Origin of the sequence: Mesorhizobium sp. B2-1-1 (genome assembly GCF_006442975.2) — a bacterium.
GTDB lineage: Bacteria > Pseudomonadota > Alphaproteobacteria > Rhizobiales > Rhizobiaceae > Mesorhizobium.
Genome location: NZ_CP083954.1, coordinates 1,191,364 through 1,210,738, shown reverse-complemented (window position 1 = coordinate 1,210,738; position 19,375 = coordinate 1,191,364). Strand labels below are relative to the sequence as shown.

18 protein-coding genes are annotated in these 19,375 nt (G+C 63.5%); 2 read left to right on the top strand and 16 right to left on the bottom strand.

Annotation, left to right across the window (positions count from 1 at the left end; translation table 11 throughout):
* Positions 1–44: 44 nt before the first annotated feature.
* From FJ972_RS05865 to glmM, 4 genes are all read right to left on the bottom strand, one after another.
* Positions 45–1,220 carry a phosphoserine transaminase gene (locus FJ972_RS05865; protein WP_140525054.1) on the bottom strand — a complete coding sequence of 392 codons (1,176 nt, stop codon included), beginning with the start codon at positions 1,218–1,220 and terminating at the stop codon, positions 45–47.
* Positions 1,221–1,422: 202 nt separating this feature from the next.
* A complete protein-coding gene (locus FJ972_RS05860; RefSeq protein ID WP_140525053.1) occupies positions 1,423–2,187 on the bottom strand; it encodes an outer membrane protein in 765 nt (254 codons plus the stop codon).
* Between the two features lie 184 nt (positions 2,188–2,371).
* Complete coding sequence (locus tag FJ972_RS05855; RefSeq protein WP_140493269.1) at positions 2,372–3,205, bottom strand: outer membrane protein; 834 nt, start codon at positions 3,203–3,205, stop codon at positions 2,372–2,374.
* A gap of 247 nt (positions 3,206–3,452) precedes the next feature.
* Positions 3,453–4,805 (bottom strand): phosphoglucosamine mutase, encoded by a 1,353-nt coding sequence (glmM, locus tag FJ972_RS05850; RefSeq protein ID WP_140493266.1) that lies wholly within the window; start codon positions 4,803–4,805, stop codon positions 3,453–3,455.
* A gap of 368 nt (positions 4,806–5,173) precedes the next feature.
* On the opposite strand from glmM, the gene FJ972_RS05845 reads away from it, so the two are divergent.
* Positions 5,174–6,040: a hypothetical protein gene (locus tag FJ972_RS05845; protein ID WP_140493263.1), complete on the top strand. Its 867-nt coding sequence runs from the start codon at positions 5,174–5,176 to the stop codon at positions 6,038–6,040.
* 485 nt (positions 6,041–6,525) lie between these two features.
* On the opposite strand, the gene ftsH is transcribed toward FJ972_RS05845, so the two are convergent.
* From ftsH to ybgC, 11 genes are all read right to left on the bottom strand, one after another.
* Positions 6,526–8,451 (bottom strand): ATP-dependent zinc metalloprotease FtsH, encoded by a 1,926-nt coding sequence (ftsH, locus tag FJ972_RS05840; protein ID WP_140493260.1) that lies wholly within the window; start codon positions 8,449–8,451, stop codon positions 6,526–6,528.
* 133 nt (positions 8,452–8,584) lie between these two features.
* Positions 8,585–9,943, bottom strand: a complete 1,359-nt coding sequence (gene tilS, locus FJ972_RS05835; protein ID WP_140525052.1) for a tRNA lysidine(34) synthetase TilS — start codon at positions 9,941–9,943, stop codon at positions 8,585–8,587.
* Between the two features lie 58 nt (positions 9,944–10,001).
* Positions 10,002–11,123: a tol-pal system protein YbgF gene (ybgF, locus tag FJ972_RS05830; RefSeq protein WP_140525051.1), complete on the bottom strand. Its 1,122-nt coding sequence runs from the start codon at positions 11,121–11,123 to the stop codon at positions 10,002–10,004.
* Between the two features lie 212 nt (positions 11,124–11,335).
* Entirely contained in the window at positions 11,336–11,842 is a 507-nt protein-coding gene (pal, locus tag FJ972_RS05825; protein WP_140493251.1) for a peptidoglycan-associated lipoprotein Pal, read from the bottom strand.
* A 221-nt stretch (positions 11,843–12,063) separates the two neighbouring features.
* Positions 12,064–12,207 carry a four helix bundle protein gene (locus FJ972_RS30105; protein ID WP_246672548.1) on the bottom strand — a complete coding sequence of 48 codons (144 nt, stop codon included), beginning with the start codon at positions 12,205–12,207 and terminating at the stop codon, positions 12,064–12,066.
* Positions 12,186–12,305: a hypothetical protein gene (locus tag FJ972_RS30100; protein ID WP_246672549.1), complete on the bottom strand. Its 120-nt coding sequence runs from the start codon at positions 12,303–12,305 to the stop codon at positions 12,186–12,188. Before FJ972_RS30100 ends, FJ972_RS30105 begins: the two co-directional genes overlap by 22 nt.
* A gap of 168 nt (positions 12,306–12,473) precedes the next feature.
* The gene (gene tolB, locus FJ972_RS05815) at positions 12,474–13,784 is read right to left on the bottom strand and encodes a Tol-Pal system beta propeller repeat protein TolB (protein ID WP_140493245.1); all 1,311 of its coding nucleotides are present in this window, start codon (positions 13,782–13,784) and stop codon (positions 12,474–12,476) included.
* 41 nt (positions 13,785–13,825) lie between these two features.
* Positions 13,826–14,980 (bottom strand): energy transducer TonB, encoded by a 1,155-nt coding sequence (locus FJ972_RS05810; protein WP_140493242.1) that lies wholly within the window; start codon positions 14,978–14,980, stop codon positions 13,826–13,828.
* A 7-nt stretch (positions 14,981–14,987) separates the two neighbouring features.
* Positions 14,988–15,440 carry a protein TolR gene (tolR, locus tag FJ972_RS05805; RefSeq protein WP_140493239.1) on the bottom strand — a complete coding sequence of 151 codons (453 nt, stop codon included), beginning with the start codon at positions 15,438–15,440 and terminating at the stop codon, positions 14,988–14,990.
* A gap of 11 nt (positions 15,441–15,451) precedes the next feature.
* On the bottom strand, positions 15,452–16,162 hold the full coding sequence (gene tolQ / locus FJ972_RS05800; protein ID WP_140493236.1) for a protein TolQ: 711 nt from the start codon (positions 16,160–16,162) through the stop codon (positions 15,452–15,454).
* Positions 16,163–16,429: 267 nt separating this feature from the next.
* Positions 16,430–16,900 (bottom strand): tol-pal system-associated acyl-CoA thioesterase, encoded by a 471-nt coding sequence (gene ybgC / locus FJ972_RS05795; protein ID WP_140493226.1) that lies wholly within the window; start codon positions 16,898–16,900, stop codon positions 16,430–16,432.
* Positions 16,901–16,957: 57 nt separating this feature from the next.
* Here ybgC and FJ972_RS05790 point away from each other — a divergent pair, with 57 nt between their 5' ends.
* Positions 16,958–18,226: a glycoside hydrolase family 5 protein gene (locus tag FJ972_RS05790; RefSeq protein ID WP_140525050.1), complete on the top strand. Its 1,269-nt coding sequence runs from the start codon at positions 16,958–16,960 to the stop codon at positions 18,224–18,226.
* A 107-nt stretch (positions 18,227–18,333) separates the two neighbouring features.
* Here the strand turns inward: FJ972_RS05790 and ruvB are convergent, their stop codons facing one another.
* Positions 18,334–19,371 (bottom strand): Holliday junction branch migration DNA helicase RuvB, encoded by a 1,038-nt coding sequence (gene ruvB / locus FJ972_RS05785; RefSeq protein ID WP_140493220.1) that lies wholly within the window; start codon positions 19,369–19,371, stop codon positions 18,334–18,336.
* Positions 19,372–19,375: the final 4 nt, after the last annotated feature.

Sequence of the window (19,375 nt, the reverse complement as noted above, 5' to 3'; positions counted from 1 at the left end):
GAAGCGGCCGGATGAGGGCTGTTCCAGAAAATAACTGTTGAGTTTCAGGCCGCCGCTTTCAGCGACGCCTTCTGGCCGGCGAAGGCCCAGTCGAGCCAGGGCAGCAGAGCTTCGAGATCGGAGGTCTCGACCGTTGCGCCGCACCAGATGCGCAGGCCAGGCGGCGCGTCGCGATAGGAACCGATGTCATAGGCGACACCTTCCTTGTCGAGCGCTGAAACCAGACCCTTGGCGAAGGCCGCCTGTGCGTCGGCGTCGAGTGCAGCGACTTGTCCGTCGGTGAAGGACAGGCAGACGGACGTGTTCGACCGCGTCGCCGGCTCTACGGCGAGATGGCCAAGCCAGGAGGATTTCGCGACGAAACGGTCGAGCACGGCCGCGTTGGCGTCGGCCCTGGCGACCAGCGCATCGAGGCCGCCGATCGATTTCGCCCAGCTGAGCGCGTCGAGATAGTCCTCGACGCACAGCATCGACGGCGTGTTGATGGTTTCGCCCTTGAAGATGCCTTCGATCAATTTGCCGCCCGAGGTCAGGCGGAAGATCTTCGGCAGCGGCCATGCAGGCTTATAGCTCTCCAGCCGCTCGACGGCGCGGGGCGACAGGATCAGCATGCCATGCGCGCCTTCGCCGCCCAGCACCTTCTGCCAGGAGAAGGTCACGACATCGAGTTTCTCGAAGTCGAGCTTCTGCGCGAAGGCGGCCGATGTCGCGTCGCAGATGGTCAGACCCTTGCGATCGGCCGGGATGAAATCGCCGTTCGGCACGCGCACGCCCGAGGTCGTGCCGTTCCAGGTGAAGACCACGTCGCGGTCGAAATCGATCTTGCCGAGATCCGGCAGTTCGCCGTAACCGGCCTCGAGCTTGCGCACATCGGCAAGCTTCAACTGCTTGACCACGTCGGTGATCCAGCCGGAGCCGAAACTCTCCCAGGCGACCATGTCGACGCCGCGCTCGCCCAGCAGCGACCAAAGCGCCATCTCGACGGCGCCTGTGTCGGACGCCGGCACGATGCCGATGCGGTAGTCGGCAGGAACCTGGAGAATTTCGCGCGTCAGCGCGATCGCCTGTTCGAGCTTGGTCTTGCCGATCTTGGCGCGATGGGAACGGCCGAGCGCGGCAGCTTTCAGCGCCTCGACCGACCAGCCGGGACGTTTCGCGCAGGGACCTGAGGAAAAATTGGGGTTTGCCGGACGGAATCCGGGCTTCGTATGCGTCGTCATCGTGGTCTATCCTTCCAGATAGTGGCCCCTCGTTGGGGAGGGGTGGCCCACGGACGGCGATATGCGCTCGGGCTTCGGGCGTCAAGGGGAAAGTTTTTGTCGCGGGCAGGATACTGGCGACCCGCGATCAGGATCTCGTGAGCTTCAAACGCAAACGGCGGACCGAAGAGATCCGCCGCCAGGGTTCATGTATGCCAGCCTACTACCAGAGATCGTAGCGTAGCCCGAGCTTAACCTGATGATTGCTGATTCCCTTGTGGACCGGAAACGAGGTCAGGCTCTCGGCCGTCACATATTCGGCGTCGGGCGCCGAGAAATACTGATAGCCGAGATCGACGGAAACATTCTTCGACACCTGATAGGCAAGGCCGGCATTCAGCGTGTAAGCGAAGGAATACTTGGTCTTGTCGTCACTCAGTCCGAAGTCGTCGGTTGGATCGCCATTGTCGGTGAAATAGCTCGCCGAGAGCTTGTGCGTGCTCCTGACGATGCCGATGCCGGCGCCGAGATAGGGTGTTATGCCGACATAGGTTCCAAGGTCGACATAGCCGTTGAGCATGCCTGAAAAGGCATAGTTCTTCAGGGACGCCGACGCCAGGGTCGCCTCTGCCGCGGTCGCTGAATCGTCATAGCCAATGCGGATCTTGTTGCCGGGCAGGTAACCCAGATTGAGATCGGCACGCAGATAATCGTTGAAGTGGTAGCCGAAGCCGATGCTGGCGAAGACCGGGTCTTCCTCGTTGTCGAAGCTCGCCGGCGTGAAGGCGAAATCCTCATTCTTGAAGCTCTTCTCTACCAGGTAGGAGACATCGCCGCGCAGATACCAGCCCGAGCCGACCTCGACCGGCACGTAGTCGGGCGCCTGGTCGACATAGACCGGGGGCTCATAGTCGGCGGCCAGCGCAGGCGTCAGCGGCATGATGGCGAATGTGGCAAGCACCGGCGCCATACGCGATGTGAGTTTCATGATCCCCTGCTCCCGATTTCGGCGCCACCAGACGGCAGCCATCGTTTCAGGAAGCATTGTTAACCATAGTGGTTAAGTCGGGGTTAAGGCTAACAGAGCGTTAGCGAATGATTTTCGGGCAGCCAGACAAGCGAAAACCGCCCGGCTGATGCCGGGCGGTTTCGGACCGTTGGATGGTCGGATGTTACTTGGTGTAGATCGGCTCGGGTTCGGGCTGATAGGCCACCGTCGGCGCGGCGCAACCGTTGTTGCCGCCGAACTGGTACCGCAGGCCGCCGCGCACCTCATGCGTGTCGATGCCGCGGTCGAAGCCCGGCCCGGCGCTGCTGATATCCCACTCGAACATGCGGCCACCCTGGATGTGGCTGTAGCGATAGCCCGCGTCCAGGATCAGCTTGTCGGTCAGGCAGTAGGAAGCGCCGGCCATGAGCGCGTAGGCAAAGCGCCAGCTTTTCGCACCGGGGTTGAACTCGGTGGTGTTCGGGTCCCTGACATCGTCCCATCTGACATGCGCGCCGCCGATGCCGGCGCCGACATAGGGCGTGATGCCGTGATAGGTGCCGAGATCGACATAGGCGTTGGCCAGCAGCAGCAAGGCGCTCATTTTCGACACTTCGGTCGACGTCGAGAAAGCGTCCGAGGTTCCGCCGTCGAAGTTCGACTTGAACCAGTAATCGGCGGTCAAATCCGTACGAAAATGATCGTTGATCTTGTAGCCGACGCCGGCGCCGAGCGAGAAGCCGCCCTTGAGCTTGCCGAAATCGAAGCTCCTGTCGCCGGGAATGACGTTACAATTACAGGGATCGATGGTGTAGGTCGTGTAATCGATGCCGCGCACTTTCGACTTGTGGTAGTCGAGATCGCCGCGAATGTACCAGCCGCCGACATCGACTGGCTGCTCGTATACCGGCGGCGGCGCCTCTTCGACCACCGGCTCCGGAAGGTCGGCCGCGAACACCGGCCATGCCAGGCCCGCGAACAGCGCGGCGAACAGGGCCTTTCTTGCTGTATTGAACATGCTTGTCACCCCTAGAAACCCTCGGAACAGCGGTCGCGTCCGAATGAGATTGGCTTTCAGGCGTGGATAATGAATTGCAAAGGTTAAAAGGCATTTAACCCTGTCTATTAACCACGAATCTCGAGCATTTGAGGAATTCGGATGGTTCCATGTGTCTCGAGCCAGTTCCGCAGGCAAACAAAAGCCCGCCGGACGGGCGGGCTTCGAAGCAATCAGAGCGGCGTCGGCCCTCCGGATGCTCCTGAGATTAGGCGGCGCTGCGTGTTTCCGAGATGACCTCGACGATGTCGTTGACGACGGCCTCGACCAGCTGCGGGTCGTCGCCCTCGGCCATGACACGGATCAGCGGCTCGGTGCCGGACGGCCGGATGACGAGCCGCCCCGCCTTGCCGAGGCGTTGACGGGCGTCCTCGATCGCAGCCTTGACCGGAGCTTCCTCGAGCGGCTTGCCGCCGGCGATGCGGACGTTCTTGAGGAGTTGCGGCACCGGCTCGAACTTCTTCGACAATTCGCTGACCGGCCGGCCCTGCCGCTTGATGCAGGCCAGCACCTGCAGCGCCGAAACCAGGCCGTCGCCCGTGGTCGAGAAGTCCGACAGCACGATGTGGCCCGACTGCTCGCCGCCGACATTGAGCCCGTGCGCGCGCATATGCTCGACGACATAGCGGTCGCCGACCTTGGTGCGGTGCAATTGCAGCTTCATGTCGCCGAGGAAGCGTTCGAGGCCGAGATTGGACATGACCGTCGAAACGACGCCACCGCCGGCAAGCCGCCCGCTCTGGTGCCAGGACTCGGCGATCATTGCCATGATCTGGTCGCCGTCGACGATCGCGCCGTTCTCGTCAACGATGACGACACGGTCGGCATCGCCGTCGAGCGCGATGCCGATGTCGGCGCGCACCTCGTGCACTTTCTTCTGCAGGCCTGCCGGATGGGTCGAGCCGCATTCCTTGTTGATGTTGAAGCCGTTGGGCTCGACATTGATGGCCACCACTTCGGCGCCCAGCTCCCAAAGCGCCTCGGGGGCAACCTTGTAGGCGGCGCCATTGGCGCAATCGACGACGATCCTCAAACCTGAAAGCGACATCGAACGCGGCAAGGTGCGCTTTGCAAACTCGATGTAGCGGTCATGCACGCCATCGACGCGCTTGGCGCGACCAAGTCCGTCGGAATCGGCGAGTGCCAGTTCGATATCCTTGTCCAGCATGCTCTCGATGCGCTCTTCGATCTCGTCGGAGAGCTTGTAGCCGTCGGGACCGAATAGCTTGATGCCATTGTCGTAATAAGGATTGTGCGAGGCCGAGATCATGACGCCGATATCGGCGCGCAGCGAACGCACCAACATGGCGACCGCCGGCGTCGGGATGGGGCCGAGCAGGAACACGTCCATGCCGGCGGCGCAGAGGCCCGCCACCATGGCGTTCTCGATCATGTAGCCGGAAAGTCTGGTGTCCTTGCCGAGCACCACACGGTGACGATGGCTGCCGCGCTGGAAGGACAGGCCGGCCGCCATGCCGACCCTCATCGCGATTTCCGCCGTCATTGGAAACTTGTTGGCGCGCCCGCGAATACCGTCCGTGCCGAAATAATTTCCTGCCATGCTAGTCAGTGTCCCCGGTGGTTCTTGCCCGGTACGTCATGCCATAATTGGCCGGCGCACTACGATCACATTTCGTGATTATCTGTTACCAATCCTTTAGAAAACCCTTGTTGTGCATTGCACACAGACTGGCGCAACCTAGCGTGATGGCGCTGCCTCGCCACAATATACCATGCCTGTGGACCATTCGACATGGATTTACCCACAAATTCTTGTCTTCCAGCCGGCAACAGGCAACGATTTCATCACCTTGCCGGCAGAAGCCGGGTTTCGGCGATGTATACGCCACTTAGCATCTGGCGCAACCGACCGTTGAGCGTTATTGATTTGCTGGGACGTATAATGGGCTGCTGCAACGGAGAAACGCTATGCTCATCCACCGACTTGCCACTTTGACCGGCCTTGCGGTCGCGACGTTATTCCTGGCCGCGCCAGCCAACGCGCTGACGATGGCCGAGTGCAGCACGAAGTATAACGCGGCCAAGGACGCGGGGACACTTGCCGGCCAGACCTGGAACCAGTTCCGCAAGGCGCAGTGCGGCACTGATGCCGCCGCGACAGCCAAGCCCGACGCCAAGGCAGCGGACACCAAGGCGGCCGATACGAAGCCGGCCAAGGCGACCAAGGCTGCGGCCGCCGCCGACGACGGAGCCAAAGGCCTGACCGCAAAGGAATGCAGCACCAAGTACCAGGCGGCCAAGGCCGCCGGCACGCTCAACGGCATGAAGTGGAACGACTTCCGCAAGAGCGAATGCGCCACCGGCGCGTCCGCTGCCGCCGGCGCATCCGCTGCCGCCGCCACCAAACCGGCGACCACCAAGGCGGCGACCACGGCTGCGGCGACCGACAGCTCGGGCAAGGGCCTGAGCATGGCCGACTGCAGCAGCAAGTACCAGGCTGCCAAGACCGCCAATACGCTCAACGGCATGAAGTGGAACGACTTCCGGAAGGCCGAATGCGGCGCCAGCGCCTCGGACGATGACACCGTCCCGGCTCCAACAGAGGCGACCTACACCAAGGAGCCGGCAAAGCCGACTGTCGCTGCGCCGAAGGGCGTGAGTTTCCCGACCGCAATCTCGCCGAAATTCGCCACCGAAACCCCGGCCAAGGCCCGCATGCATACCTGCCTCCAGCAGTACTATGCCAACAAGGACGCCAACACGCTTGGCGGCTTGAAGTGGATCCAGAAGGGCGGCGGCTTCTACAGCCTGTGCAATGCCAAGCTGAAGAGCTGAGCGACAGCACTATTTGAGGAAAGTAAGGCCCGCGAGCCGCAGGGTTCGCGGGCTTTTTTGCCCGCAGCTTCAGCAGGAATCCCCGCTGACGAGAGGCGCGTTGCCGGCGACGCTGCAAACTCCCCTCGTGGGGGAGATGGCCGGCAGGCCAGAAGGGGGGGGCACGAAGGATCGTTGCCTGCTCCCGGCCAGGTTGCCTCGCATTCACGAAAAGCTGGGCGAGGGTGGCTCGAGGAATCGTCGAACGGCAAGAGAGATCCTCCCCCGCAGCCCGGAAGGCCTAACTCGATTTGTCGGCGGACGCTGCCCCCGCTGAGCTGCCCGGCATCTTCCACAAAGTGGGAAGATTGGCTGCTGCCACGCCGGCTTCCGCCAATCGCCTAACCAACCTTGCAGGCGCAGGCCACGGAGAAACTCAGCAGCCTGCCCCAAACAAAAACGCCGCGGTCGAACCGCGGCGTTTCTCAATTTGTTCTTGGCCGAGTTCAGCTCGACGGCTGCGGTTCCATGCCGCCCTCGGGCTCGGGACCCTTTTTGCGGCGGCCCGACTTCGGCACGGCCGAACCACGGCTCGGCGGCGTGTCGTCGCCGAGATCGCGCGCGGGCTTCTCGCCGGCGATCAGCTGCTTGATCTCGTCGCCCGACAGCGTCTCGTATTCGAGCAGGCCCTGCGCCAGCGCGATCCATTCCTTCTTCTTCTTGGTCAGCACCGACCTCGCGGTCGAATAGGCCTCGTCGATCAGGCGCCGCACCTCGGCGTCGATGATCTGCGCGGTTTCTTCCGAGATGTTCTGCGTGCGCGCCACCGAATGGCCGAGGAACACTTCCTCCTGGTTGTCGCCATAAGCGACATGGCCGAGCTTGTCGGAAAAGCCCCAGCGCGTGACCATGGCGCGCGCCAGCTTGGTCGCCTGCTCGATATCGGAGGAAGCGCCCGACGTGATGTTCTCCTTGCCGAACTTGAACTCCTCGGCGACGCGGCCGCCCATCATGATGGCAAGCCGTGAGATCATGTACTTGTAGCTCATCGAATAGCGGTCGCCTTCCGGCAACTGCATGACCATGCCGAGCGCGCGGCCGCGCGGAATGATTGTCGCCTTGTGCAGCGGATCGGCCGACGGCACGTTGAGCGCCAGTATGGCGTGACCGGCCTCGTGATAGGCGGTCAACTCCTTCTCGGCCTGGGTCATGGCCGAGGAGCGGCGCTCGGCGCCCATCATGATCTTGTCCTTGGCGTCCTCGAACTCGGCCATGGTCACGAGGCGCTTGTTACGCCGCGCCGCCATCAGGGCGGCCTCGTTGACGAGGTTCATCAGATCGGCGCCGGAGAAGCCCGGCGTGCCGCGGGAGACGACCTTGAGGTCGACATTGGGCGCCAGCGGCACGTTGCGCACATGCACTTTCAGGATCTTCTCGCGTCCGACGATGTCGGGGTTCGGCACCACCACCTGGCGGTCGAAACGGCCGGGCCTCAGCAGCGCCGGGTCGAGCACGTCGGGCCGGTTGGTGGCGGCGATCAGGATGATGCTTTCGTTGGACTCGAAGCCGTCCATCTCGACCAGCAGCTGATTTAGCGTCTGCTCGCGCTCATCATTACCGCCGCCGAGACCCGCGCCGCGGTGACGGCCGACCGCGTCGATTTCGTCGATGAAGATGATGCAGGGCGCGTTCTTCTTGGCCTGGTCGAACATGTCGCGCACGCGGCTGGCGCCGACGCCGACGAACATCTCGACGAAGTCCGAACCCGAAATGGTGAAGAACGGCACGTTGGCCTCGCCGGCGACCGAGCGGGCGAGCAGCGTCTTGCCGGTTCCCGGAGGGCCGACCAAGAGCACGCCGCGCGGGATCTTGCCGCCGAGCCGCTGGAATTTCTGCGGATCGCGCAGGAACTCGACGATCTCCTCCAGGTCTTCCTTGGCCTCGTCGACGCCGGCGACGTCCTGGAAGGTGACGCGGCCATGCGCCTCGGTCAGAAGCTTGGCCTTCGACTTGCCAAAGCCCATGGCACGACCGGAGCCGGACTGCATCTGGCGCATGAAGAATATCCATACGCCGAGGATCAGGATCATCGGCAGCCACGAGATCAGGTAACCGAACAGCGAGTTTGAACCGTCGGTCTCCGGCCGCGCATTGATGGTAACGTTCTTGTCCTGCAGCCGCGAGACCAGCGACGGATCGCCGGGCGAATAGGTCTGGAAGCCGCTCGAATTGTCGGTGTAGGTGCCGGAGATGCGGGCGCCGGCGATGGTCACCGTCTTGACCCGGCCCGCCGCGACATCCTGCAGGAACTGCGAATAAGGTACATCGCTCGAAGCCCCACGCGTCTGCGGCGTCTGGAACAGATTGAAGAGGGCGATGAGCAGGACCGCTATGATCGCCCAGAGCGCGAGGTTGCGATAGTTCGGATTCATCAATTGTCCCGTTGGCGTCCGCGGGCGGACACGCGTCGTGAGAGGAAACTTGAGCCTAACATAGGGAGAGCGCCCCCCCTTGCCAAGCAGAACAGCACGTGTGGGTTAAGCTTTCGCCCATGACCGACCGGCGCTATGGCCGCTTGAAAGGCGGCGCGGGAAGCAACGGTGCGCCGATCAATTCGGCGACGACCCGCGCCGGCGCCAGGTCGAAGGACGGCAGGAAACGGACAAAGGGGGCGACGACGGCCTGTGCCGTGAACCCCGGCGACGCCTGCCCACCCTGAGGCAGGCCAGGGTTTTCAACGGCTTGCCGCGATGCCGGCTCGCAGGCCAGGGCGGCGCGCACGAGGCTGCGCGGCGTCTCGCCTTCCGCGATTGCCAGACGCTTCGCCGCCGCTGCCCCGAACGGCGCGATCAACAATGCACTGCCGCCGTCGTCCAACGTGATGTTCCGGCGGCCGTCCCAGAGCAGCCCGCCGGTGGCCGCGACCACAGGCGGCAAGCCTCGCGTCTCGCGGCGCAGAAAGATGCCGGCGCGCCTGGAATCGACCACCGTCCGCGACAATGTGGCGCAAAGAAATCCAGCCTTCAGCCTACCGAACAGCGCCTCGCATCGCGCCTGGTCCGGCAGAAACGCAACGCCCCCGCTTATGGCGAGGAGGATGCGCAGCGCATAGACGGCCGCCGGATCGTCGCCGGCCGAAAGCAGGGTCGGATCGAGGCGGACAAGACCCGGCGCCGGCTGGCTGGCGAAGCGCGCGATTAAATCCGCGGCGCGGATGCCAAGCCGGCTGCGCGCCTCGCTCTCGCGCGCCGCCAGCGTCAATGCGTCATCGATGCGCTGCGCACCGTCAGCGCCGGCCAGTGCCGCGCGCATGCGCGGTCGCTCGAAGGCCGCGTCGGCATTGGTCGGGTCCTCGGCCCAGCCGACATGCTCGCGCCGCAGGAAGTTGCGCAAAGCCGAGCGTCGAATGCCAAGGAGCGGCCGCACGATCCATTCGTGCCAGTCGTGCAAGGTGACCGGTGCCATGCCGGCGAGGCCGCGCCCGTCCTCGCGGGCGCCCTTGCCTCGGACTAGCCGCATCAGCACCGTCTCGGCCTGGTCGTCCGCCGTATGACCGGTCACGATCAGACCGAGGCCTTCCTCCCGCGCCGCCTCGGCCAGCAGCCGGTAGCGAGCCTCCCGCGCGGCGGCCGGCAGCCCGGTCGACGGCTTGCGTCCGGACCAGGCGACGATGCGGTGCGCGATGGCGTGCGCGGCGCAAAGCCTGGCCACCGCTTCCGCTTCGGCCGCCGCGCCCTGCCGCAAACCGTGGTCGATCGTCACCGCCAGCAGCTTCGCGGACGGCGCGGTTCGGTCGAGATGTCGTTTGAGAAGGAGAAGTAGGGCGGTCGAGTCGCTGCCGCCGGATACGGCCGCAACGGCGCCGCTGGTAAAGTCGATGTGCGAAAAAAGGTCTTTCGAAAGATCAGGCTCGGTGTCGAGCATCAATGCATGTCGCCCGAACACGGCTCCGAGGGCAAGGCAACGGCAGGCAGGAGAAGGGCTAGCACGCCGCCAGGGCCTTTTCCTGCTTCACGCGCTCCTTGAGCGTGTTGGAAATGTCGGGGTAGCGCTTGCCGACCTCGCTGAAGGTGGCGCAGGCCACGTCGTGCTGCTTCAGGCCGACCAGCGACACGCCGAGCTTCAGCAGCATGTCGGGGGCCTTCTTGGCCTTGGGATAGTCCTTGCTGGCGGCGAGGAAGACCTCCGCGGCATCGCGGTATTTCTGCTGGCCAAGCAGCGATTCGCCCAGCCAATAGTGCGCATCCGCCGTTTTCGCGTCACGGGGAAAACGCGCGATGTGGTCACGAAAACCCTGTTCGGCGGTGCCGTAGTCGCCCGAAAGGATGAACTGGTAGGAGTTGCGGTAGAGCTCCTCGGGATCGTTCGTGGAAGGCAGCGCCGCAACCACCGTGCCGTCGGACTTGCCGCTCTTGGCCGGAGCGCCGGTGGCTGGAGCGACATCCTGCGCCGGTGCGGTCGCCTGCGTGCTGCCGCCGGCATCGACCACATTGCCGTTCTTGTCGACGGTGATGCTGCCGAAGGTCTTTTCGGGCGCTCCCCTTCCGGGGATCACCTTGCCCGGATCACCGTCAGAGGATTCGACGATGACGTCCTCGACGCTCTGGCCGCCGCCAGCCGACTGGCCGGCCGCTGCCCGATTGTCGGCCTCCGCGGGCGGTTGCGTGGCCGGCGCCTCGGCCACGCTGTCATCGCTGTCGGCGGGCGCGGCCTGTGACTTCTTCTGCCCGGCCGGCTGCTGCGCACCCTGCGTACCGCCTTCGAGCTGCTGGAAGCGGAACTCGTTGTCTTCCTGCTGTTTGCGGATCTGCTCCTGCATTTGCAGGATCTGGAAGTTCAGTTCCTCGATCTTGCCGTTCATCTGGCGCAGTTGGTCCTCGAGCCCGGTGGCGCCTGTGCCAGTCGACTGCTGCGCGAACTGAACCTGGTCCGACTTCTTCTTTTCGCCGAAAACGCCAGGCAACTCGATGCTGGGCAGATGGAACGAGAAGCCGCTGTCGGCTGGCTGTCCCGTGCCATCAGTCCCTAAGCCACCCGCCATCGCGGTGACGCCTGAAAGGAGCAGCAGCGCAAGCGTGCCGCTCAGAACTGATCTCAAATGCATATGCCTCTCGCCGTGTCGTTAGCTTGTTCGCGCCTTCCAATCGGTATGGGACCAGCCAAGCGCCCTCGGCTCATAGCAGGACGCGAGACTTCGGCCAAATTTTGTTTGAAGGGACCAAACATGAAAAAGGCGGCCTTTCAGCCGCCTTTCGCAAGCCTGTGTTGCATTTTTGCCGTCGTGTTTTTCGCGCGTCGCTCGACGCGCGAAAAATGTCAGGAGCCGGCGCCGCTGAGCGTGGTGACCGCGCGGCGGTTCTGCGACCAGCAGGAGATGTCGTCGCAAACCGCGACCGGCCGTTCCTTGCCGTAGGAAATGGTCTTCAGGCGGTTGGCGGAGACGCCCTTGGAGACCAGGAAGTCGCGCGTGGCGGCGGCGCGGCGGGCACCGAGCGCCAAATTGTATTCGCGCGTGCCGCGTTCGTCGGCATGGCCTTCAACGACAATCGCATACTGCTTGTACTGGTTCAGCCACTGCGCCTGGCGCGACAGGGTCGTCTGGGCGTCGGCGCGGATCGAGGAGGAGTCCGTGTCGAAGAAGATGCGGTCGCCGATATTGACGGTGAAGTCCTGCGCCGATCCGGGCGTTGCGGCACCGGCGCCGTTGAGGCCGAGATCGGCGGCGCTGTTGGGCGTCTTCTTCGAAGCGCAACCGGCAATGGCGAGCATCGCCACCAGCGCGATCATGACGGGATTTCTGGTAAGTGCTGCGATACGGCTCATGCCGCCTCTCCTTCGCATTCGAGTGATTTCGTTGATCACCCAGTAACCACGTTTGGGTTAACCGGCATTCAAGAAACACGGTTAAAATTTGGTTTAGGCCGCCCGTCCGCAGCCCTTTGATCCGGGCCACAGTTGGCGCGGACCCTAGGCGGAAATGCGGCCAAAACGCGACAAAGAGGTGGAAATGGAGAATTGAGGAATTGAAGAAATGAGGAAAAGGGTCATTTCAACTTCTTCCTGAGATTCACCAGCATTCCATAGATATGGACATAGGATTGCAGCCATTCATCGCGCTGCGCGTGGGTGATGTAGCCAAGGTCGAACGCATACGAAATCCACGTCTCTACTTCGCTGCATGATCCCATGGCCATCGAAATGAAACGCGCAAATCGGGCCTGGAATGGGTCTGTTTGGCAAATCCTTCAGCCAGATTGGCACAGATCGCCTTGCTGGATCGCCGCATTTGGTCAGCCAACGCGTATTGTTTTTCGGAAAAACAAGCGTGGCCTTGTGGACGTCGAGGGAAACCCCATAAGCGTGCCTATAGACATCCAAATCCTTCGCGCGCTTGATGTAGCCCGCTTCTCTCTCCATCCCTCAATTCTTCATTTCTTCATTTCTCCAATTCCTCTCACTCCAGCAGCGGCGACCAGGCCGGATCGGAGGCAAAGTTCGCGGTCGGGATCGACTGCTCGTTGCGGCCGGTGAGATCGACAGAAACCAGTTTCGGGCCGCCGGCGGAATCGCGGAAGAACATCAGCACGCGGCCGTTCGGCGCCCAGGTCGGTCCTTCCTGCTGGAAGCCGGATGACAGGATGCGCTCGCCCGAACCGTCGGTCTTCATAACGCCGATCTGGAATTCGCCGCCGGTCTGCTTGGTGAAGGCGATGAGATCGCCGCGCGGCGACCACACCGGCGTCGAATAGACCCCGTCGCCGAAGGAGATGCGGGTCTGGCCCGAACCGTCGGCGCCCATCACATAGATCTGCGCGCGGCCGCCGCGGTCGGAGGTGAACACCACCTTGCTGCCGTCGGGCGAATAGGAAGGCGAAGTGTCGATGGCGGTCGAGTTGGTGAGCCGGGTCGTCGAGCGGCTCCTGAGGTCCATGGCGAAGATGTTGGAATTGCCGTCGTCGCGCAGCAGGCTCATGATCACCTTCTGGCCATCCGGCGAAAAGCGCGGCGCAAACGTCATGCCCGGAAAATTGCCGACCAGTTCGCGCTGGCCGGTCTCGATCTGCAGGAGATACACCCGCGGCTGGCCGCTCTCATAGGACATGTAGGTGATTTCCTGCCGGTTCGGCGAGAAGCGCGGCGTCAAGACGATCGCCCTGCCGTCCGAGAGATAGCGCACATTGGCGCCGTCCTGGTCCATGATGGCGAGGCGCTTCTTGCGCGCATTCTTGGCGCCGGACTCGTCGATGAAAACGACGCGCGTGTCGAAATAGCCCTTCTCGCCGGTCAGCCGCTCGTAGATGGCGTCGGCGATGATGTGAGCGACGCGTCGTTGATTGGCGTCGTTGGCGAAGAATTGTTCGCCCGACATCTGCTGTCCAGCGAACGTGTCCCACAGCCGATACTGCGCGCGGATGCGCCCGTCGGCCTCCTTGCTGACGCTGCCGGTGACCAGAGCCTGGGCATTGATCACCTTCCAGTCGTCGAAGCGAGGCGCTGCGTCAGGATTGGCGATCTTCTCGATGAAGGCGCTTTTGTCGATCGGTGCGAACAGGCCCGAGCGCTTCAGGTCGGCGGTGACGATGCCGGAAATCTGCGCGCCAAGCCCATCGCCCGACTGGAAATCGGTGATGGCGATCGGCAGCGGCTCGACATTGCCCTTGTTGACGTTGATCTCGACGAGCGCCCACGCAGGCATGACGGCGCCGGCCATCGAGCCCAGCGCCATTGTCGCGACCATCAGGAGCGGCTTGAGGATGAATTTCATGTCTTCTCGCTTCTCTTCACTGATTCTGCGGAGGGCAGGCCTCAAAGGCCAAGCATTTCCCTCGGATCGAAAGTGACACGGACCTGGGCCCAGATGTCCTGTTTGCCCGCCGGAACCTGAAGGCCGGCCATGTTGCATTTCTGAACCGCACGCACGGCGCTTTCATCGAATTGGCGATTCCCGCTCGATTTCTCGACGGTGGGCCGGCCATCCAGCTTGCCCGAGGGGTCGAGGTTGAACATGACCACGGCGACGAAATTCTCCGAGCCCTCCAGCCCCGCCGGCAATGTCCAGCAACCGCCAAGCTGATCCGACAGGGCGCCCAGTTCTGATCTCGACAGCTTCTGGCCCTGGTCCTTCTCGCCGCCGAGCGAAGCCTGCTGTGTCGAACGCTTGGCGCCGCCGCCGGAGGGCTTCTGCTTGTCCAGCAGGGCCGAGATCTCGTCGGAATTGAACTGCTTGTCCTCCGATTTCGGCTTGGATGAAGCCTCCTTGACCGGTTTGTCGGCGTCCTTGCGCTCCGGCGCCTTGGCGCTTTCGGCCTGTGCCGGCTGCGGCTTCGGCCGCGCCTGAGGCGCGGGCGCGGAGTCCGGCAGTTGGGCATCGTCAGGCTGGTCCTTGGCGATCGCCTGGGCGACCGCGTCCGGCTTCACCTCGGGCGTCGGCTCGATGGCCGCGGTCTTGTCCTGTGGCGGTGCGGGCGTCGGCTCCTTGGCCGGCGCCGGCTTCGGCTCGGTCTGCTTGACCGGCTCGGGCTTGACCTCTTCCTTGGGCTGCGGCGCGGGAGCCACTTCCGTGGCCGGCGTCGGCTTGGGCTTTTCCTGCGGCTTCGGCACGTCCTCGGTCTTCGGCTTTTCGATCGGCGTTGGCGCCGGCGGCGGAGCCGACGTCATGTCGACCGGCTTCGGCTTGGCCTCGGGCGTTATCGGCTTGTCGGTATCGACGCTGTTCTCGCCGACCTTCTGCGCGTCCGGCACCACATCGGGACGCTGCGTGGGCAAGGGCGCCGGCTTTTCATGCACCACCGATTTCTTGTCGCCCTGCAGCACCTGGGCAGTGGCTTCGATCGGCACGATGTCGACAGCGACCGACTCGACGTCGGCCGACGGAAGCGCGGCCGGTGCCGACAGCGTGAACAGGCCGAAGCCAATCAGCGCCGCATGCATGATCACCGATGTGGTGAGGCCGGTCCTCATAGTGGGTCTATTGATCCTGTTCCTGCAGTGAAACCAGGCCGATATTCTTGTAGCCGGCGGCCGAAATGCGGGCCATCACCTTCATCGCCGTGCCATAGTCGGTGGACTTGTCGCCGCGGATGAAGATGCGCTCGTCATAGCCGGTCTTCGAGATCGCCTGCAGCTTCGCCACCAGTTCCTCGATCGGGATTTCGGTCTCCTGGAGATAGATCTGGCCGGCGGCATTGATCGAAACGGTGATCGGCTGCGTGTCGGCATTCATCGCCTTGGCCTGCGTATCCGGCAGATCGATCGGCACGCCGACCGTCAAAAGCGGCGCCGCGACCATGAAGATGATCAACAGCACCAGCATCACGTCGACCATCGGCGTGACGTTGATTTCGGCGATGAGGCCATGATGGCGGCCGCGCCGCCTATGGCCGCGTCCGCCGCGTCCAGCCATGCCTACGGACATTCCCATCGGCTTACTCCTCAGGCCTTCGGCGCTACTTTTTCATCGATTTGGCGCGAGAGTATGGCGGAGAACTCGTCGGAGAACCCTTCCATGCGCACCGCGATCTTGCTCGCATCCGATGACAGCTTGTTGTAGGCGATGACGGCCGGAATGGCGGCGAGCAGGCCGATGGCGGTCGCCAGCAGCGCCTCGGCGATGCCGGGCGCGACCACCGACAGGCTGGTGTTCTTGGAGCCGGCGATCGCCTGGAACGACGTCATGATGCCAATGACGGTGCCGAACAGGCCGATGAACGGGGCCGCCGAGCCCGTGGTTGCGAGGAAGCCGAGGCGGCCTTCGAGCTTCTCCATCTCGCGGGTCAGCGCCAGGTCCATCGCCTTATCGATGCGGGTTTGCAAGCCGAGCGGCGTCTTGGCGCCTTTTTCGAAACTCTTCTTCCACTCGCGCATGGCAGCAACGAAGATGGCGCCCATGCCCGATGTCTTGCGGTCGGCCAACGTGCGGTAAAGCTCCTCCAGCGACTGCCCCGACCAGAACACCTGCTCGAACCGGTTCAGCGCCAGCCGCATGCGGGCATAGGATACGAGCTTGTCGACGATAATCGCCCAGGTCCAGACCGAGGCGCAGAGCAGCCCGATCATGACCAGCTTGACCACCCAGCTGGCCTGCATGAACAGCGCCCAAATCGACAATTGCGCGCCCGGTTCGGCGAGTGCGATATTTTCCATCGTAACGTCCTTAAGATTTCCGAGCGAAGCTGGCGGCTGGCCCCTGGCATCCCTTGTGGTCGGTTCGCGCGAAGCTACCGGAACAACCCCAAAACGTGCCTTTCGCGGCCTTTTCGGGGCAAATGTTGGTGAAAGGAAGGCGCTGGATAGCGCCAATCTTCACCAATCTCTTCATGAACCGTTATGGTTAAGGATGGGTTAGTCCACCAGACGCGGCGCATTGCCGCGCTTCAAGCCGGCGCCGGCGATACCAACGACGTCGGCCTTTTAGCCCGCCTTGGGTATGAACGCTGCTATCCACTCCCTGGGGAAGCGGCGTGGCCGGCCATTCTCGCCTATGATCGCCGCCTCCACCCTGGCCTCGACCAGCACCTCGTCGCCGCGCTTGAGCTGCTGGGCCATGAAGATGCGCGCGCCGGAGATTTCCTCGGTCCGGGTGTCGATCGTCAGGATGTCGTCCATGCGGGCCGGGATGCGGAAGTCGATCTCCATGCGACGCACCACCCAGACTATTCTTTCGCCATGCTTGCCATCGGCAAGTTCGGTGTGGTGGACGCCGCTCAGCCTCAGATAGTCGGAGCGGCCGCGCTCGAGGAATTCGAGATAGCGGGCGTGGTAGACGACGCCGGAGAAATCGGTGTCGGCATAGTAGACCCGCGCCATCAGCCGATGGCCGAACGCCGTCAGCGCACCGGAAATCCCCGCCAGCAAGGTCGCGGATTCACCATGATCGTCCATTGCGCTTCCTTTTTCAGTCGCGGCAAGGCACCTGTGCCGCGCGTGACATGGCATCGGATGGCACTGTTGACGGCGATGATCAAGACCTTGGTGACGGCGCTGTTCGTGGTGATGGCTCTGTTCGTCGTGATGGCTCTGGCCGGGCCGAGCCAGGCCGCGACCTTCTCCATGAAGCGCGGGCTCAATCTCGACCAGTGGGTGACCTGGCCGGGCGAAGACCAATGGGGCAACGCCAAGGCCATCCTGCCCTACCCGGAATGGCGCAAATTTCTCAAGGACGACGATCTCGAGGCTTTGAAGCATGCAGGCTTCGATTTCCTGCGCATGCCGGTCGATCCTTCGCCCTTCCTTTCCGAAAATACGATGGCCTTGCGCGAGGATCTCTATGCCAGCGTGCTGGACTCTGTCCGCATGATCAACCGCGCCGGCCTGAAGGTTGTCGTCGACATGCATCTGATCCCCGCCGGCAGTGGGCGCAAGATCGGCATGGCCGAGGTGATGAACAACCCGGTGACATTCGATGCCTATGTCGAGGTGGTGCGCAAGATGGCGCACACGCTCGCCGGGGAAGATCCGGGGCAAGTGGCCTTCGAACCGATGAACGAACCGATCGTCGACTGCGACGCCGACGGCACCAGCCTGTGGCCGCAACGCCAGCAGAGGTTGTTCGCCGCGGCGCGTTCTTCGGCGACGAGATTGACGCTTGTGCTGACCGGGGCCTGCTATTCCGCGGCGTCGTCGCTGGAAAAAATCGATCCGATGGCGATCCCGGACGACAACGTCATCTGGACCTTCCATTCCTACGATCCGTTCCTGCTTACCCATCAGGGCGCGACCTGGGCCGGCGATTTCATTCCCTATGTGACCGGCCTGCCCTACCCGCTGACCGCGGTGCCGCCGGCTGAGCTCGACGTCACGCTCGACGCCATCCGCGCCAGGATCAAGACCGAGGCACCTTGGGCGCGGCAGGGCGGGCTGCTTGTCTATCTCGACGAGCAGGTAGCCAGCATGGACACCGACGCCAAGCTGCTTGGTCTCATGGACGCCCCATTCAAGGCCGTCGATGCCTGGGCGAAGGCCAACCGCATCAGGCCGGAAAACGTCACGCTGGGCGAGTTCGGCATGATCCGCCAGGAATACGGCAATCCCTATGTGATGCCGGCCGGCTATCGTGCCGCCTATGTCCGGGACATGATCGCGCGCGCCGAGGCGCATGGCTTCTCCTGGTCGGTGTGGAGTTACGGCGGCGCTTTCGGCATCGTCGATGCTTTCAACGGCGAAAAGGCCGAACCCGATGTGCTGGACGTGATCCGGTCGCTTCACTGAGCGCCGTTGCTCCACGGCGCCGGCACCGATCAGCAAGATCTCCGGTCGCACGCCGCAAAGCGGTTGCGGACGCTTGATCGCCGGCCCGAACGCCGCCGCCGGGGCCGCTATTCTTCCTGGAACAAATTGATCTGCTGTTGCGCCAGGTCCTTCGGCGCGTCGAGACCGAGATGGCGCCAGGCATTGGCCGTCAGCACACGGCCGCGCGGCGTGCGCTGGATGAAACCCTGCTGGATGAGATAGGGCTCGATGATGTCCTCGATGGCATCGCGCGGCTCGGACAGGCCGGCGGCGATCGTCTCGATGCCGACCGGCCCGCCGCCGAAATTGCGCGCGATCATCGAAAGATACCGGCGGTCGAGCGCATCGAGGCCGAGCGCGTCGACCTCCAGCCGGGTCAAGGCCTCGTCGGCGATCAAGCGGTTCACATGACCATCGCCGGCGACCGAAGCGAAATCGCGCACGCGCCGCAACAGCCGGCCGGCGATGCGCGGCGTGCCTCGCGCGCGCCGCGCGATCTCCAGCGCGCCGTCATCGCCGAGCGGCATTTGCAGGATGCGTGCGCCGCGCCGCACGATCTGCTCCAGTTCCTCGACCGTGTAGAAGTTGAGCCGCACCGGGATGCCGAAGCGGTCGCGCAGCGGATTGGTGAGCAGGCCGAGCCGCGTGGTGGCGGCGACCAGGGTGAAACGGGCAAGATCGATCTTGACCGAGCGCGCCGCCGGCCCCTCGCCGATGATCAGGTCGAGCTGGAAATCCTCCATCGCCGGATAGAGGATCTCTTCCACCGCAGGATTCAGCCTGTGGATCTCGTCGATGAACAGGACGTCGCCTTCTTCGAGATTGGTCAAGAGTGCGGCGAGATCGCCGGCTTTGGCGATGACCGGTCCGGAGGTTGAGCGGAAGTTGACGCCGAGCTCGCGCGCCATGATCTGCGCCAGCGTCGTCTTGCCTAGACCTGGCGGCCCGACGAACAGCACATGATCGAGCGCCTCCTTGCGCCCCTTGGCGGCCTCGATGAACACTTTGAGGTTGGCCCGCACCGCCGCCTGGCCGACGAAATCGTCAAGCGTCTGCGGCCGCAAACTCTGGTCGGCATCCTCGCCGCGTTTTTCCGGAGCGATCAGACGGGGGGAAAGGCTCATGCCG